At 65.7% G+C, this 16,046-nt stretch carries 13 protein-coding genes and 1 pseudogene; 10 read left to right on the plus strand and 4 right to left on the minus strand.

What is annotated here, in order from left to right; translation table 11 throughout:
- Window positions 1-196 (plus strand): aldehyde dehydrogenase family protein (locus WAN71_RS05320; RefSeq protein ID WP_422224331.1); only part of this gene is annotated, 196 nt, incomplete at its 5' end.
- Window positions 197-206: 10 nt separating this feature from the next.
- Here WAN71_RS05320 and WAN71_RS05325 read toward each other — a convergent pair.
- A complete protein-coding gene (locus WAN71_RS05325; protein WP_422224332.1) occupies window positions 207-1,142 on the minus strand; it encodes a R2-like ligand-binding oxidase in 936 nt (311 codons plus the stop codon).
- Window positions 1,139-1,822, minus strand: a complete 684-nt coding sequence (locus tag WAN71_RS05330; protein ID WP_422224333.1) for a TetR/AcrR family transcriptional regulator — start codon at window positions 1,820-1,822, stop codon at window positions 1,139-1,141. Before WAN71_RS05330 ends, WAN71_RS05325 begins: the two co-directional genes overlap by 4 nt.
- 350 nt (window positions 1,823-2,172) lie before the next feature.
- On the opposite strand from WAN71_RS05330, the gene WAN71_RS05335 reads away from it, so the two are divergent.
- The 5 genes from WAN71_RS05335 to WAN71_RS05355 all read left to right on the plus strand — a co-directional run bounded on the left by WAN71_RS05335 (window position 2,173) and on the right by WAN71_RS05355 (window position 9,454).
- The gene (locus WAN71_RS05335) at window positions 2,173-4,008 is read left to right on the plus strand and encodes an acyl-CoA dehydrogenase (RefSeq protein WP_422224342.1); all 1,836 of its coding nucleotides are present in this window, start codon (window positions 2,173-2,175) and stop codon (window positions 4,006-4,008) included.
- A 218-nt stretch (window positions 4,009-4,226) separates the two neighbouring features.
- Window positions 4,227-5,168, plus strand: coding sequence for a DUF5996 family protein (locus WAN71_RS05340; protein WP_422224334.1), 942 nt, complete (start codon window positions 4,227-4,229; stop codon window positions 5,166-5,168).
- Window positions 5,169-5,378: 210 nt separating this feature from the next.
- Entirely contained in the window at window positions 5,379-6,851 is a 1,473-nt protein-coding gene (locus tag WAN71_RS05345) for an MFS transporter (protein ID WP_422224335.1), read from the plus strand.
- A gap of 153 nt (window positions 6,852-7,004) precedes the next feature.
- On the plus strand, window positions 7,005-7,985 hold the full coding sequence (locus WAN71_RS05350) for a phosphotriesterase-related protein (RefSeq protein WP_422224336.1): 981 nt from the start codon (window positions 7,005-7,007) through the stop codon (window positions 7,983-7,985).
- Complete coding sequence (locus tag WAN71_RS05355; protein ID WP_422224337.1) at window positions 7,982-9,454, plus strand: AMP-binding protein; 1,473 nt, start codon at window positions 7,982-7,984, stop codon at window positions 9,452-9,454. Before WAN71_RS05350 ends, WAN71_RS05355 begins: the two co-directional genes overlap by 4 nt.
- On the opposite strand, the gene WAN71_RS05360 is transcribed toward WAN71_RS05355, so the two are convergent.
- Window positions 9,420-10,667 (minus strand): acyltransferase family protein, encoded by a 1,248-nt coding sequence (locus WAN71_RS05360; protein WP_422224338.1) that lies wholly within the window; start codon window positions 10,665-10,667, stop codon window positions 9,420-9,422. The genes WAN71_RS05355 and WAN71_RS05360 overlap by 35 nt on opposite strands.
- A gap of 114 nt (window positions 10,668-10,781) precedes the next feature.
- On the opposite strand from WAN71_RS05360, the gene WAN71_RS05365 reads away from it, so the two are divergent.
- Together WAN71_RS05365 and WAN71_RS05370 are read left to right on the plus strand one after the other, a co-directional pair.
- Window positions 10,782-12,044, plus strand: coding sequence for a DUF3068 domain-containing protein (locus WAN71_RS05365; protein WP_422224339.1), 1,263 nt, complete (start codon window positions 10,782-10,784; stop codon window positions 12,042-12,044).
- Window positions 12,045-12,103: 59 nt separating this feature from the next.
- Entirely contained in the window at window positions 12,104-13,849 is a 1,746-nt protein-coding gene (locus WAN71_RS05370) for a hypothetical protein (RefSeq protein ID WP_422224343.1), read from the plus strand.
- On the opposite strand, the gene WAN71_RS05375 is transcribed toward WAN71_RS05370, so the two are convergent.
- Window positions 13,833-14,987 carry a glycosyltransferase family 4 protein gene (locus WAN71_RS05375; protein WP_422224340.1) on the minus strand — a complete coding sequence of 385 codons (1,155 nt, stop codon included), beginning with the start codon at window positions 14,985-14,987 and terminating at the stop codon, window positions 13,833-13,835. The genes WAN71_RS05370 and WAN71_RS05375 overlap by 17 nt on opposite strands.
- 91 nt (window positions 14,988-15,078) lie before the next feature.
- Between WAN71_RS05375 and WAN71_RS05380 the strand changes: the two genes are divergently transcribed.
- Both WAN71_RS05380 and WAN71_RS05385 read left to right on the plus strand, forming a co-directional pair.
- Window positions 15,079-15,846: a class I SAM-dependent methyltransferase gene (locus WAN71_RS05380; RefSeq protein ID WP_422224341.1), complete on the plus strand. Its 768-nt coding sequence runs from the start codon at window positions 15,079-15,081 to the stop codon at window positions 15,844-15,846.
- 120 nt (window positions 15,847-15,966) lie between these two features.
- Window positions 15,967-16,046 (plus strand): annotated as a pseudogene (locus WAN71_RS05385) (aldehyde dehydrogenase); the annotation flags it as partial.

A 16,046-nucleotide genomic window follows, 5' to 3' on the forward strand; every position in this document is an offset into this window, starting at 1 on the left:
CGCCTGGACCAACGACGAAGCCGAGCAGGAGCGCTTCATCGACGACATCGAGGCGGGGCAGGTCTTCATCAACGGAATGACGGTGTCCTACCCAGAACTCGGGTTCGGCGGCGTCAAGCGGTCGGGCTACGGCCGCGAACTCGCCAGCCTGGGCATCCGCGCATTCTGCAACGCCAAGACCGTCTGGGTCGGCTGACCGTTCGCCGTTACACGCCAGCCAGGGCCTTCTCGTCCTCGTCGGCGAAGGTGTCCTCCAGCTGCACCGGGGAGTAGTCGAGGTCGATTTCAGCGACCGGCCGGCCCCGCGCGCTTGCGATCGTGCCGAACCGGCGCATCCCCTTGTCGGCGGCATACTGCATGAACTCGTCCACCGAAAGGCCGAACGGCATCGGGTCGTATAGGGCGAAACCCTCTTCGATGAGGCGCAACCCGAGCGGCATGAGCTCGTTCATTCGCGTTTCGAAGACGTCCCAATTGGCCTCGTCGGCGGCGACGTGGCGGCGACAGGTGAACGTGCCCCACGCCATGTGGCGTCGCTCGTCATCACCGATGCGGCGGACCAGCTCCTGCATGCCGGGAAGAATCCCGCGCTCCACGCAGATCTTGTGCCAGCCGAAGTAACCGGTCAGCGCCAGCATGCCTTCGACCATGTGGTTGTAGGTGACGGACGCCCGGATCTGGGCGGCCGGCGACGGATCAACCGACAAAACGTTGAGGCAGTCCGGCAACTCCTCGTAGAAAATTGTGCGGTAGGTGGGGACGTCCTCGAGGAATTCGTGCAGGTCGTCGGTGATGCCGACGGCGTCGAGCCACATGCGGAACACCTGGACGTGCTTGGCTTCCTCGAACGCGAACTGCGTCAGGTACATCTCGTCGCCCAGCCGGCCTTCGGCCCGCATCGCCGACATGAACGGCTGAATGTCCTCGGTCACCGCTTCTTCGCCGGCGATGAACTCGGCGCACAGCCGGGTGGCGTAGTGGCGTTCATCGTCCGAAAGCCGCTCCCAGTCGGCGCGGTCGCGGGAAAAGTCGATGTCGGCCGGGTTCCAAAACTTCGCGTTGCCGCCGGCGAATAGCTTGAGCGGCAAGCTGTCCCAATTGAGCCCGCCGGCAACCATCGAGCCCGTATGCGTCCGCGTCATGTAATGACCTCCTTCATCTCCATTTGGTGCGTTTGCGGCAACGCGGCGAATGCCGCGGCCAGTACCGCGACGAGTCGGCGCACCGCGAGTGCCGGTTGCTCCGGGGTGGGCTCGTCGAGTCCGAGAATCGGATCCAGGCCGCGCACATAGGGCGCCAGCGCCAGATGCGGAAAGATCATCATCAGCAGGGACATCAGCGCGTCGGTATCGGAATCCGCACGTAGGTCGCCGCGGGTGTGCGCGTCGTGGACGAGCGGCCGCAGCACTTCCAGGTAGTGACGGTGAATGACGTTCTGCACGCTGACGCGGGCTTCGGTGTCGACTTCGAGAGTCGCCGCGGCGTGCAGCGCGCGTTCATGCGGGTGATCTGCAAAGTAGGCCACCCACGCGTCGAGCCAGTCGGTCAGAAAATCGAAGAACGGCCGGCTTGGGTCGAGTTCGCGGATGCGCTCCTCCATGTAGGCACGCACCCGCTGGCTGGCAATGTCGGCGATGAACGCATACAGGTCGCGCTTGTCCGCGAAGTACTGGAACAGGCTGCCCTTGGCGACTCCGGCACGCCGGGCGATGACGTTCAGGCTGCCGCGCGAGAAGCCGTGCACTCCGAACTCGGCCTCTGCGGCCTCCACGACGGCCGCGCGGCGCGCGGGGTCGACACGAGCCCAAGTCACGGTCGGCATCCGGCCCTCCTCGCTCCAATGACCACTGGTCACTCTACTGTGAGCCAGGTCACTCCTCAAGGTTTCCGGAGGTAGCCGAGGAGAAGCAGGATGATCAGCAGCCCATAGCACCCTCGGCGTATCCGACCACCGCTGCCGCGACACTGTCCGGCACCTTGGGATCTGCCTGCACATTGTCCGCGAGTTGGTCATCGCCGGATCGCGGTAACCGACATGTTCACGCACGCAAAGAAACTGCACTGACCCCTGCGCAGCAACGTCGTAGTCAAGACAGCGCGACCGATGTCCGAAACATCGGAATCAGCCGCGTGAAACGGGACGACACCTCATACTGCACCGAGGAGGGATTCATGGGGCATTACAAAGCCAACTTGCGTGATATCGAGTTCAACCTATTCGAAGCGCTGGAGCTTGGGCCCATCCTGGATTCGGGATCGGTCGGTGAGGTCGACAGCGCCACCACGCGTGAGATCCTGGCCGAAGTTGCCCGCTTCGCCCAAGGGCCAGTCGCGGCGTCGTTCGTCGCCGCTGACCGCGAGCCGCCGGTATTTCTGCCCGACCAGCACACCATTACTGTGCCGGACCCGATCCGTACGACGGTGCAAGCGATCTGGGACGCCGAATGGTGGCGGCTGGGTGTCGCACCCGAGATCGGTGGCACCGCCGTGTCACGGACGATGTTATGGGCGGCGCTGGAGATGATCATCTGCGCCAACCCGGCGCTGTTCTTCTACTGGGCCGGCCCGGCGATGGCCGACATCCTCTACGGGCTCGGCAACGAAAAGCAGCACGCGTTAGCCAACGCGGCAATCGAGAATCGTTGGGGCGCAACGATGGTGCTGACCGAGCCCGATGCCGGCTCGGATGTGGGGGCCGGACGCACCAAAGCCATCGAGCAGCCGGACGGCTCCTGGCACATCGAAGGGGTCAAGAGGTTCATTTCCGGAGGCGATCTCGGCGACACCGTCGAAAACATCCTGCACCTCGTGCTGGCCCGCCCCGTGGGCGCCAACCCGGGCACCAAGGGCCTCAGCCTGTTCGTCGTGCCCAAGTATCTGTTCGACTGGGACAGCTTTGAGATCGTCGGACGCAACGGTGTTTTCGCGACCGGCCTCGAGCACAAGATGGGATACAAGGCATCCCCCACGTGCGAGCTGACATTCGGCGCGCACGGCATCCCGGCCAAGGGCTGGCTGGTCGGCGACACCCACGACGGCATCGCCCAGATGTTCAAAGTCATCGAAAACGCCCGCATGCTGGTCGGCATCAAATCGTCCGGAACGTTGTCGACGGGCTACCTCAACGCGCTCGACTACGCCAAGACGCGGATCCAGGGCGCCGACATGACGCAGATGCTCGATAAGAGTGCCCCGCGAGTGCCGATCACCCGCCACCCGGACGTGCGGCGGTCCTTGATCATGCAGAAGGCTTACGCCGAGGGATTGCGTGCCATCTACCTCTACACCGCGGCTCACCAGGATCCGGCGGTGGCCGCGGCAGTCTCAGGTGCTGACGAAGACATGGCAACCCGGGTGAATGACCTACTGCTGCCGATCATCAAAGGCGTGGGCTCCGAGCGCGCCTACCAGTACCTGACCGAATCGCTGCAGACCTTCGGTGGTTCGGGCTTTTTGCAGGACTACCCGATCGAGCAGTACATCCGCGACGCCAAGATCGACTCGCTGTACGAGGGCACCACCGCGATCCAGGCGCAGGACTTCTTCTTCCGAAAGATCGCGCGTGACAAGGGCGGGGCCCTGGCGCATATCGCCGGGCAGATCCAGTCCTTCATCGACAGCGACGTCGCCGACCAACGGCTCAAGGTGGACCGCGACTATCTGCGCACCGCGTTGGAGGACGTGCAGGCGATAACGGCCACCCTGACCGGTTATCTGATGGGTTCGGCCGAGACCCCGACCGAGCTGTACAAGATCGGGCTCGGCTCGGTGCGGTATCTGCTCGCGGTCGGCGATCTGCTCATCGGCTGGCAGCTGCTGTTCCACGCTGAAATCGCCCTGCGGGCACTGGGTTCCGGCACGACCGGCAAAGAGCAGGCCTTCTACGACGGCAAGATCGCCGCGGCGCAGTTCTTTGCCGCCAACGTGCTGCCCGAGATCACCGCGACGCGCAGCATCTTGGCCCGCACGTCGATCGCATTGATGGACCTCGACGACGCCGCATTCTGACGCCGACGCGTCGATGTCGCCATCGTTCTCTGACGCGGGCCCAAGTACGGTCACATCGAGTCCACACCTCACGACAGCGGTGCGCCTGGAAGACCGCGGTGGCGCGCAAAACACCGCGGTGCGCGTGAAAGCCCCTACGCTTCTCCCGCGACACCGGTAAGTATTTGATTAAAGAACTGCCCTGATGAGTGCGACGCCGACGCGAGGGGTGATACCGGATGACGCAACGTATCAACGCGTGGCCCAGCCTGCGAGTCGACGACTGGGCTCCGACGCGGGACACACTGCACATGTGGACGCAGATCGTCGGCAAGGTTCGACTCGTCCATTCGCCCATGGTCAATCACTGGTGGCAGGTCACCTTTTACGTGACCCCCCGCGGACTGACGACCTTGGCGATTCCCTATGCGACCGAGGGTTTCTCCATGGAGTTCGACTTTATAGACCACCGGTTGCTGATCCGGAGCAGCACCGGCGCGATCCGTACCGTTGCGCTGGAACCGAAATCGGTGGCCGAGTTCTACTCGCAGACAATGCAGGCACTGGACGAATTGGGATTCCCCACGCGCATCCAGTCACACCCCAACGAAGTTGACCCGGCCCTGCCGTTCGCCGAGGACAGCGAACACGCGACATACGATCGTGGTGCCGCGAACCTGTTCTGGTGCCAGCTGCTCCAGGCCAACCGCGTACTCGGCCAGTTCCGGTCCCGCTTTATCGGAAAAGTAAGTCCGGTGCATTTCTTCTGGGGTGCAATGGATCTCGCGTGCACTCGGTTTTCCGGTCGCAGCGCACCCCGGCATCCCGGCGGCGCACCCAATGTCGGGGACTGGGTCATGGTCGAGGGCTACTCGCGCGAACTGAGCAGCTGCGGGTTCTGGCCGGGCGGCGGCGACGAGGGCGCGTTCTACGCCTACGCCTACCCGGAACCTGACGGGTTCGCCGACCACCCGGTCAGTCCTGCAGAGGCCCACTACAGCAAGGATCTAGGCGAGTACGTCTTGCCGTATGAGGTTGTGCGGCAGGCCGCTGACCCTCATCAGACGCTTCTCGGTTTCTTGCAGGACACCTATGAAGCGGCGGCCATCCATGCCGGCTGGGACCGCAGCGGACTCGAATGCGACCCGAATCGGTGGAGCGCGTACCAATCACGCGCATGATGCTGGTATTCCGACATCAGAGGCCTCAGATGGATGAGGAGATTCGGCGGTGAAGTGGCACATGTTTGAGGGTTTGATTGTCCTGAAACCAGACAGCCGTTCTCCGGTAGGCGCCGGACGCGCACCCATGGGAGCGGAGCGTGGCGACGATTTGGACAGCTGACTTGGGAGGGTAATAGCGCCGTGGCCCAACCCAAACGCTCAGAACCCGTGGTTGGCTCCCGCCGGGTGCCGTTGGCGTCGCCCGCCGCGCGGTGGCTGATCGCAGCCGCGGTTCTCGGCTCCGGGATCGCGTTTCTCGACAGCACCGTGGTCAACGTCGCGCTTCCCGCCATCGGGCGGGAGCTGGGCGCCGGGCTGACCGGTCAGCAGTGGGTACTCGACGGCTACCTGCTGTCGCTGAGCGCATTGCTGCTCTCCGGCGGCGCGGCAGGCGATCGCTATGGCCGGCGCCGTATCTTTGTTGGCGGCTTGGTCATTTTCACCGCGGCCTCTCTCGCCTGCGGCTTTTCACCGACCGTGGGTTGGTTGATCGGCGCACGGCTGGTGCAAGGCGTAGGTGCGGCAGCGTTGGTGCCCGGCAGTCTTGCATTAATCGACGTCGGGATTAGACACGAAGACCGGGCCCGTGCGGTGGGGATCTGGGCAGGCGCGTCCGGGGTGACCACGGCAGTCGGCCCGTTCATCGGCGGTTGGCTGGTCGACGCCGCATCCTGGCGGTGGGTGTTCTTTTTGAACGTTCCGCTGGCCGCGGCCGCGTTCTGGATCACGGCTCGTCACGTTCCTGAATCGCGCGATACCACCGCCCGGGCGCGCGCCGACATCCCGGGCGCCGCAGCGGTCATGCTCGGCCTCGCGGGAGTGATCTACGCGCTGATCGAGGCACCGTCTCGCGGCTGGACACCAGTCACTGTGACCGCCGCCGCGGTCGGCGCCACAGCGCTCGTGACCTTTGCGCTGATCGAGGCACATGCGCGTGCGCCGCTCCTCCCCCTCGAGCTGTTTCGCTCCCGCCAGTTCACCGGCACAAACCTCACCACCCTCGCCGTGTATGCGGCACTCGGCGGCGCACTCTTTCTGCTGGCGTTGCAGTTGCAGCAAAGCCTGCACTACTCGGCGTTGGCTGCTGGTCTCGCAACGCTGCCCACGACGGTCATCATGCTGATCGGCTCCCCGTGGGCCGGTGCCATCGCGGAGCGCACCGGCCCGCGGCTACCGATGACAGTCGGCCCGCTGATCGCCGCCGCGGGTTTGGCGTTGATGGCCCGCGTCACTCCAGGGGCGTCGTACCTCGAAGCGGTACTGCCTGCCGTAGCCGTCTTCGGCGTCGGGCTGACAACAACCGTCGCCCCGCTGACCGCGGCGGTCCTCGCCGCCGTGCCTGAAAACCGTGCGGGAACCGCTTCGGGCGTCAACAACGCCATCGCACGCATCGCCGGGCTGCTCGCCATCGCGGTGCTGCCTGTGGCGGCCGGTATCCATGCCGGCGTCGGACAACCCCTCGGCCACGGCTTCGTAGTTGCGATGCTCATCGCCGCAGCCGTATCCGCGACCGGCGGGTTCATCGCGGTCATGACCATCCACACCGGCGTTGACGTCACGCACCACGTATTGCCGGGGGTCAACCACGCCTGCCAAGACCCGTGCACCAGACATGCTAGGCGAGCGCAGGAGGCCGCATAGTCTAGTGCCGCCCGGCCCGCATGCTTCCACCGAATAGTCTGTCTGATTCACGGTTTCGGCTAATCCTCGACGTCCACGTGAGCCTAGGCGCCCTCAGAGCGGGTCCCAGCGATTCCGCCGACAGCCACACTGAATCGCCCTAGCATCGGCTATGTGTCACCACTGAATACCGCTCAGGGAACAATCGATACCGCCGATCTCGGTGTCACGCTCATGCATGAGCACGTGTTCGTCATGACCACCGAGGTCGCGCAGAACTATCCGGAGGCATGGGGCGACGAAGACGCCCGGGTGGCTGACGCCATCACCCGGCTCAACGAGCTCAAGTCGCGCGGCGTGGACACCATCGTCGACCTCACCGTGATCGGGCTGGGCCGCTACATTCCCCGCATCGCCCGGGTCGCCGCGGCCACCGAACTGAATATCGTTGTCGCGACGGGTCTGTACACCTACAACGATGTCCCGTTCTGTTTCCACTACATGGGCCCGGGCACGCAACTCGGCGGGCCGGAGGTCATGACCGACATGTTCGTCCGCGACATCGAGCAGGGCATCGCCGACACCGGCATCAAGGCCGGGATTCTCAAATGCGCCACCGACGAGCCCGGCATCACCCCCGGTGTCGAGCGGGTGCTGCGCGCGGTCGCGCAAGCACACAAGCGCACCGGGGTGCCGATCTCTACGCACACCCATGCAGGGCTACGCCGCGGACTCGAGCAGCAACGCATCTTCGAAGAAGAGGGTGTCGACTTGAGCCGGGTGATCATCGGCCATTCGGGCGACTCCACCGATGTCGGCTATCTCGAGGAACTCATCGTCAGCGGCTCCTACTTGGGAATGGACCGGTTCGGCATCGATGTGATCCTGCCGTTCGAGGAGCGGGTGAACATCGTGGCGCAGATGTGCGAGCGCGGCCATGCCGACAAGATGGTGCTCTCGCATGACGCCAACTGCTACTTCGACGCGCTACCCGAGGAGCTGTTGCCGGTGGCCGCCCCCAATTGGCATTACCTGCACATCCACAACGACGTGATCCCCGCACTCAAGGAACGCGGGGTCACCGACGAGCAGCTGCACACCATGCTCGTCGACAACCCGCGGCGCATCTTCGAGCGACAGGACACCTATCAATGACGCAGAGTGCGCCTGTCCCACCGATCGGCACCCAGATTTCGGCGCTGGCCGAGCTCGCGCCCGACGAGCCGGCCGTTACCTGCGACGGGCGCACGCTGACCCGCGGCGAACTCGACCGCTCGACCAACCGGCTGGCCCGCGCGTACGCCGAGCGCGGCGTCGGCGTCGGTGACTACGTGACGATCGTGCTGCCCAACTCCGTCGAGTGTGTACAGGCCATGGTGGCGTGCTGGAAGCTGGGCGCGGTGCCGCAACCACTGTCCGCGCGGCTGCCCGACGCAGAGTTCGAGGGTCTGCTGGAACTGCGACCACGCGCCTTGCTCGTGGGGCGGACGCATCCCGGAATACCAAGTGTTGCTACAGGTTTCGTCACCGACAAGGCGTTGTCGGATGACCCGTTGCCAGAAGTGGTCTCACCGTGCTGGAGGTCGATCGGCTCGGGCGGCAGCACTGGCCGTCCCAAGCTCATCGAGGCTGGCGGCGACAGCCGGCTCGGGCCGGAACTGGGATACGCCTTGGGTGGCCAGGAGGGCGATACCGTGCTGGTGCCGGTGCCGCTGACGCACACCACCGGTTTTACCAGCGGGGCAGTCGCGCTGGTGATGGGCAACCACCTGGTGCTGATGAGCCGGTTCGACCCGCACGAGTTCCTGCGGCTAATCACCGAGCATCACCCCCAGCTCGTTATCACGGTGCCGACGATGATGCAGCGGGCGCTGCCGGTCTACCGCACCGATCCGGATTCCTATGACCTGTCCTCGATCCGCCGGATTTGGCACCTCGGCGCGCCGTGCCCGCCGGCCATCAAGCAGGCCTGGATTGACTTGCTAGGCCCCGAAAAAGTCTGGGAACTGTACGGCGGCACCGAATTTCAGGCAATGACCTTCATCTCCGGCGATCAGTGGCTGACCCATCGGGGGTCCGTCGGTGTGGTGGTCATGGGCGAGATGAAGGTGCTCGACGACGACGGCAACCCATGCGCGCCGGGCGTGGTCGGCGAGATCTTCATGCGCCCCAGCCCGGGCAACGCGCCGTCGTACCGGTACATCGGCACGACGGCGAAATCCCGCGATGGCTGGGACTCGCTGGGCGACCTGGGCCATTTCGACGAGGACGGGTTCTTGTACCTGTCCGATCGCCGGGTCGACATGTTCACCGTCGGCGGCCGCAACGTCTACCCGGCCGAGATCGAGAACGCCCTGTCGGCGCATCCGGATGTGTTGTCCTGCTTGGTTGTTGGCGTACCGCATGAGGATCTGGGCCAAGTGCCCTACGCATTGGTTCAGGCGGGATCGGCGCTGGATGAGCAGACCGTGCAGGCATTTCTGCGCGACCGCATCGCCGGGTACAAGGTGCCGGCCACCGTCGAGTTCGTTGACACCCCGTTACGCGACGACGCCGGCAAAGCGCGCCGCTCGGCGGTCCGCGCCGAGGTCATGGCGCGATTGCGTCTTCTTGACGCGGGCTGACGACACCGTCGCGCACCCGCGCGGATTGTTCCCTTCTGCGAGATTCCCAGCGCCGCAATGCTTCTCGACAGGGCGACTCGACCAGCGCATAGCTCACCGCGGCGATGGCGATCGCGAAGATCAGCGTCAGCACCAAGACCTCGGGCATGTGGCCCTTGAAGGAGAATTCGCCGATCACCGGGAACACCATGGTCAGCGCCGCAAGATGCCAGATGAAAATCCCATAGGACCAGCGTCCCAGCGTCACCATCGGCCTGGTGCCCAACAGCCGATGGCCGGTGTCGGGCCGGTCCAGCACCAGCGGCGCCACCAGACCCGCCGCCACCAGCGCACCCATCGCGGTCTTCACCGTGAACTGCGCGGCACTGCTCGGGACCAGCCCCGCAGGCCCGGCCAGTGGTGAGGCGGCCACCAGATAGGCCGCCACCACCACGACGGCCATCAACACCCGACGTCGGGCCAGCCGATGCGGCCACCCGGCCGGGCTGTACACCCACTCCGCGAGCAGCATGCCCGCCGCGAACCAGGAGAAGAATGCCGGCGGCCAGTTCAGCGGATTGAGCCCGGCCGGAGCAGCAAAAGGAATCCAGCCCCAAAACCAGCTGGCGACACCGAGAGCCGCAATCGCCGGCACGCGAGCACGGACCGGCAGCCGGCTTGCCAACAGCGCGAAGATCGGCAATGCCAGATAGAAAGTGACCTCTACCGACAGGCTCCACATCTGGGTCAACCCGTGGGTCAACGTCAGCGGCACATAGACCTGGGTGAGCGAGAGATTTGCCAACCACACCGTCAGGCTTGGGTGATCGGCGTCCGGCAGCAGGGTCAGGATCACGACGACGGCCACCAGGTAGGCCGGCATGATGCGCACCACCCGTGATCGCAGGTAATGACCGGTCGACGGGCGCGAGCCCAGGCCGCGCGCCGCCGCAGCATGTCCGCGCCACAACAAAAATCCCGACAGCGCGAAGAACACCGCGACTGCAAGATCGAAGCGACCGAACAGCCGACCGTCGAACCCGCTCGAATGCCCGGTCTGGAATGCGACGTGGGTGATGACGACCCCGACGGCCGCGCAGGCCCGCATTCCTTCCACGGCGGGCAGGAAGCTGCGGGTCCCACCAACCTGCTGGGGGTCGGCCATCTCAACAGTGTGCCCGTGGTGGTGTACTCGACAAATCGGGTACACCCCGTTTGCCCACCTTGGGGGCATAAACCGCACCTTAAATATTGCTGTTAGGGTCGAACGAGTTTTGCTTCGCTGGCCCCAGGTCGGGGCGGTCGGGTGGTCCCGGACCGAATGAGACCAGAAGGAGGGCTCGGCAACGTGAACCGAGCAGTCATGTTGCGGATGGCCGCGTGCGGGATCATGGGACTCGGAGCCGCCCTGCTGGTCGCCGCCTTGCTGCTGTGGACGTACACCAGCAGCAGGATCACCAAAATTCCGCTCGATCTGAATGCCACGTTGATCAGTGACGGCACCGGGACCGCGCTCGACCCAGCGTCGATGAATAGTCAGAAGCTGGTGGTCAATAAAAACGTGCCGCTGGTATCCCAGGAGCAGATCGACGTCGAATCACCCGCTAACGCCGATGTCGTCACACTGCAAGTGGGCAGCTCGGTTCGACGCAGCGACAAGCAAAAGGACACCGGCCTGCTGCTCGCACTCGTCGACACCGTCACGCTGAACCGCAAGACCGCGATGGCGGTTTCCGATGACACCCATCCCGGTGGCGCCGTACAGAAGCCACGTCTCTTCAACGACGAAAACCCGGCCACCAACATCGCGTTGCCGCACGACGGACTGTCCTACCGATTCCCGTTCCACACCGAGAAGAGGACGTATCCGTATTTCGACCCGATCGCGCAGAAGGCGTTCGACGCAAATTACAGCGGAGAAGAAGACGTCAACGGGTTGACCACCTACAAGTTCACCCAAGACGTCGGCTACGACGCCGACGGCAAGCTGGCCGAGCCGATCAAGTATCCCTCGCTGTATCCCGAAGACGAGGACAGCAAGGTGACCGCGACCGCGGCGATGTGGGGCGTGCCCGGCGATCCGGACGAGAAGATCAGCATGACCCGCTACTACGCGGTGCAGCGGACCTTCTGGGTGGACCCGGAGTCGGGGACCATCGTCAAAGAAAACGATCACGCCAATCATTACTTTGCCCGCGATCCGTTGAAGCCAGAGCTGACCATGGTTGATTACAAGGTCACCTCCAACGAAGAGACCATCGAGTCACAGGTGAACGCCGCGCGCAACGAGCGCGACCGGTTGGCGTTGTGGTCCCGGGTGCTGCCGATCAGCTTCACCGCGTCCGGCGTGATCGCGCTGATCGGCGGTCTGCTGCTCGGCTCATTTAGCTTGCGGACCGAGGCGGCGCTGCTCGACCCCGGCCTGGACACCGCCGACCATGGCTTCTTCGGCCGCGGCGAGCCTCCGGTCGAACGAGTACCCGGTGCCGAGGCCGAAACCGAGAAGTTGCCAACACCGCCCAGCGACCTACAGCGCGAGCAGCGGCCACCTGGCGCGGGTCCGCCAAGCTCGGGAAGCCCCCCGACTTCTGGTCCGCCCGATCTCCCCTAGCCGGGCGACGATGCGCGCCGCGCAACGGCGGGCTGAGGAGCCCGGCCATTAGCGCTAGCCTGGCCCGCGTCGCCCGTCCGGGGTACGCACTGGCGTTGGCGCTGCTGGTGGTTGCGCCGCTGATCAGCCCCGGATACTTGCTGCTGCGCGATGCGGTCTCCACGCCGCGGTCGTATCTATCCGATAGCGCCCTCGGGCTGGTATCGGCCCCACGGGCGACGCCGCAAGATTTCGCCGTCGCGTTGGCGTCGCATTGGGTCGATGGCGGCCTGGTAGTGAAGGCGTTGCTCGTCGCGGGACTGTGGCTGGCCGGTTGGGGCGCGGCCCGCCTGGTCGGAGTGGTGTTGCCGGAAGCCGGTGCCGGCGGTCAGTTTGTCGCTACCACGCTCGCGATTTGGAATCCATATGTCGCTGAGCGGTTGCTACAGGGGCATTGGAGCCTACTGCTCGGCTATGGCTGCCTGCCCTGGGTCGCGACCACGATGGTGACGCTGCGATCGGAGTCGACTGGGCTTTTCGGGCTGGCCTTTTGGATCGCGCTGGCCGGGTTGACCCCGACGGGGCTGATCCTCGCCGCAACGGTCGCATTGGTCTGCGTGGCTGTCCCTGTTGGGGCCCCGGGGCGGTCCAGACCGCGCTGGCTGTGCGCCGCCGTCGCGTTGGCCGGCGCCGTGGTGGCGGCGCTGCCATGGTTGACGGCTGCGGCACTGGGCTTGTCATCGGTGGACGGTATCTGGGCGCAGGCTCCGGACGTTGCGGCGTTCGCAGCCCGCGCCGAGCCAGGTCTGGGCACGCTGGGCAGCCTGGCCAGCCTCGGTGGGATCTGGAACGGCGAGGCCGTACCAGCCTCGCGGACAACGCTTTTCGCAGTCGTGTCGGCCGGGGTGCTGCTTTTGGTGGTGGCTACTGGGCTGCCGGCGGTGGCGCGTCGACGGGCGGCGGTCCCGCTGATAGTGCTCGCGGCGGTGGCCGTTTTGGTACCCGCCGTGATGGCCACCGGGCCGGGGCTGGCCACGCTGCACGCGGTGGTCGATGCCGCGCCGGGTCTGGGCGTGCTGCGCGACGGGCAGAAGTGGGTGGCGCTGGCGATGCCCGGTTATGCACTGGCGGGTGCGGGGGCGGTGCTGACGTTGCGGCGTTGGCTAGGTTTTTTGGGGCCAGCGGTGACCGCGCTGGTGTGTTGCGCCGCGCTGCTGCTCGCACTTCCCGACCTCGCCTGGGGTGTCGGCGGAAAAGTCGAGCCGGTGCACTACCCGACCGACTGGCCAACCGTCGCGGCGTTGATCAACCGTGATCCCGGGATCGTCGCGGTGTTGCCGGCCGACACCATGCGGCGCTTCGGCTGGAGTGGGTCGGCACCGGTGCTGGATCCGCTGCCGCGCTGGGTGCGCGGCAACGTGCTGATCACCGGCGACCTGATCGTTTCGGGTGTGACGGTTCCCGGTGAGGGATACCGGGCGCACGAGGTACGGCGGCTGCTGTTGGCCGGCGCCGATCCTGTTGCGCTACGCCGAGCGGGCGTGGCGTGGCTGGTCGTCGAAGCGGGCACGCCCGGCGATATGGGCTTGGCCGCCAAGACATTCGAACGGCTACCGGTGACTTATCGTGGCCACGACTTGACGTTGTATCGGGTCGGCGGCGCAGCGGCCGGCGTCTCGGGCGATCGCCGTTTGCTCGCAGTGATCGCGCACCTGGCGTGGTTGGAGATGCTGATCGGCGGAGCCATCGGCATGATGGTGGCCAACGGGCGACTGCGGGCACGACGGCAGCAGCGTCCGCCGAATCCCGTTACACCACTCCGCTGATGCGATCTCCGGCCATTACCGACTCGAGTACGGAGCGCATCGCGTCAGAGCTTTGTGGCCAAGAGAATTCGGCGCTGCGCGCTTGCGCCTTGGCACCGAGCTGGTCACGTAGCACCGGATCAGCGAGTAACTGCTCCAGCCGATTGACCAATTCGGCGCGGCTGTCGACAAGTACCCCGGTAACCCCGTCGATGATCGAATCGGCCAAGCCACCGGAAGATCGGTAGCCGATTGTCGGCACCGCATGCTGGGCCGCCTCGACGACCGCCAGACCCCAACCTTCTTTGCGGGACGGCAGCAGATGCACCCAAGACTGTTGCATCACATGATGTTTGGTGACGTCGTCGACATGGCCGTGGAATGTCACCGCGTCGCTGATGCCCAGGCGCGCCGCTTGGTCGACCAAGCGCTGCCACCACCATCCACCGCCGACGATGTCGAGATGCAGTCCGGGTATCGATGGCCGCAACAGGGCCACCGCAGCCAGCGCGTCCTCGATCTGCTTGTGCGGCACCAGGCGGGACAACACCAACACGCGCGGATAGCCTGCCCGCGGCCCACGCAGCGATGCCTCCGGCGCCTCGTCGAGACCGTTGCGCACCAACGCTATTCGCTCATTCTCAACACCTAGGCCGACCAAGTCACGCGCCGACGGCAGCGACACCGTCACGTACTGGTTGCGGCGGTGCAGCCTCGGCGACAGCCGGGACTCGACGAACCAGCCGAGCCGGCCGAGCACCGGGCCGGCCACCGGCCACTGCTCACGATGGCAGTGGTGTACCAGCACCACGACCCGCCGGCCGTAGACCAACCGGGCCAGAAACGGCAGGCCGTTCTGGGTGTCGACCACCACATCGGGTCGCACCCGCCGCAGCGGCCCCAGCCCCAGCCTGGCCGCCGCCATCGCCAACAACGCCCACACGTAGACCGAATACCGCCCGCCCGCGCGGTTGACCCGGACACCATCGATCGCTTCCCGCCGCGCCGCGCCGGGATAGCTGGCGGTGCGCAACGTGACCGCGACACCGGACGCGGCCAGCTGCGCGCCGATGCGCTGCAGGTAGGTTTCACTGCCCCCGCCCTGCGGGTGGCCGGTGTCCCGCCAGCACAGCAGCAAGACGGAGCGGAGGTCAGACATCGTTTGCCAGCCTAATGGGCGACGATGCGCGCCGCGAAAGCGGCGGGCTGAGGAGTCCGGCAATCAGCCGGGCGGGCCGTAGGGTTGGCTGGTGGGTGTGGCCGAGGTGTTCGCCCAGCGAGCGACCCTGCGCCGGTCGGTGCGGCTGCTGTCAGAGTTCCGCTACGAGCAGCCTGACCCGACCCGGTTCTACGGGGCGCTGGCAACCGACACTGCGGCGATGGTGAGCGACCTCTGGCGGTCCGCACACGGCGAGTCTGCGGCTGGTCGCACGCTGCTCGACGTGGGCGGCGGCCCGGGGTACTTCGCTGCTGCATTCGCCGATGCCGGTGTCCGCTACATCGGTCTGGAACCAGATCCACGTGAAATGCATGCCGCCGGGCCGGTTTTGCCGCGCGGAGCGGACACTTCCGTCCGCGCGTCGGGCATGGCACTGCCCTTCGCCGATGACTCTGTGGACATCTGCCTGTCGTCCAATGTCGCCGAGCACGTGCCGCGGCCCTGGCAGCTCGGCGGCGAGATGCTGAGGGTGACCAGGCCGGGCGGTCTGGCGGTGCTGTCCTACACCGTCTGGCTCGGACCGTTCGGCGGTCACGAGATGGGCCTGACGCACTATCTCGGCGGGACGCGCGCCGCGGCGCGCTACACCCGCAAACACGGTCATCGTCCGAAGAACGATTACGGATCGTCGTTGTTCGCGATATCGGCGGCCGATGGCCTGAATTGGGCGGCGAGCACAGGCGCCTTGGTCGCCGCTTTCCCCCGGTACCACCCTCGGTGGGCGTGGTGGCTGACATCGGTGCCGGTGCTGCGGGAGTTCCTGGTGAGCAATCTCGTGCTGGTCCTTCAGCCGCGATAATGGAACATGTTCTAATCCAGCGTCGCCTTGGGTAGGGTGGCGCCCGTAGCCGCCGGCAGAAGATGCAGTGGGGGCACCTCCCGCTTGCGGGGGACGGAGCGATGAGGAGGAGCGGCGCTTATGGCCGACAGTCTGACAACGGAGTACGACAAGCTTTTCATCGGCGGCAAGTGGACGGAGCCGTCGACCGATGAAGTCAT

The organism is Mycobacterium sp. (assembly GCF_049280035.1).
In the GTDB taxonomy this organism is placed as follows: domain Bacteria; phylum Actinomycetota; class Actinomycetes; order Mycobacteriales; family Mycobacteriaceae; genus Mycobacterium.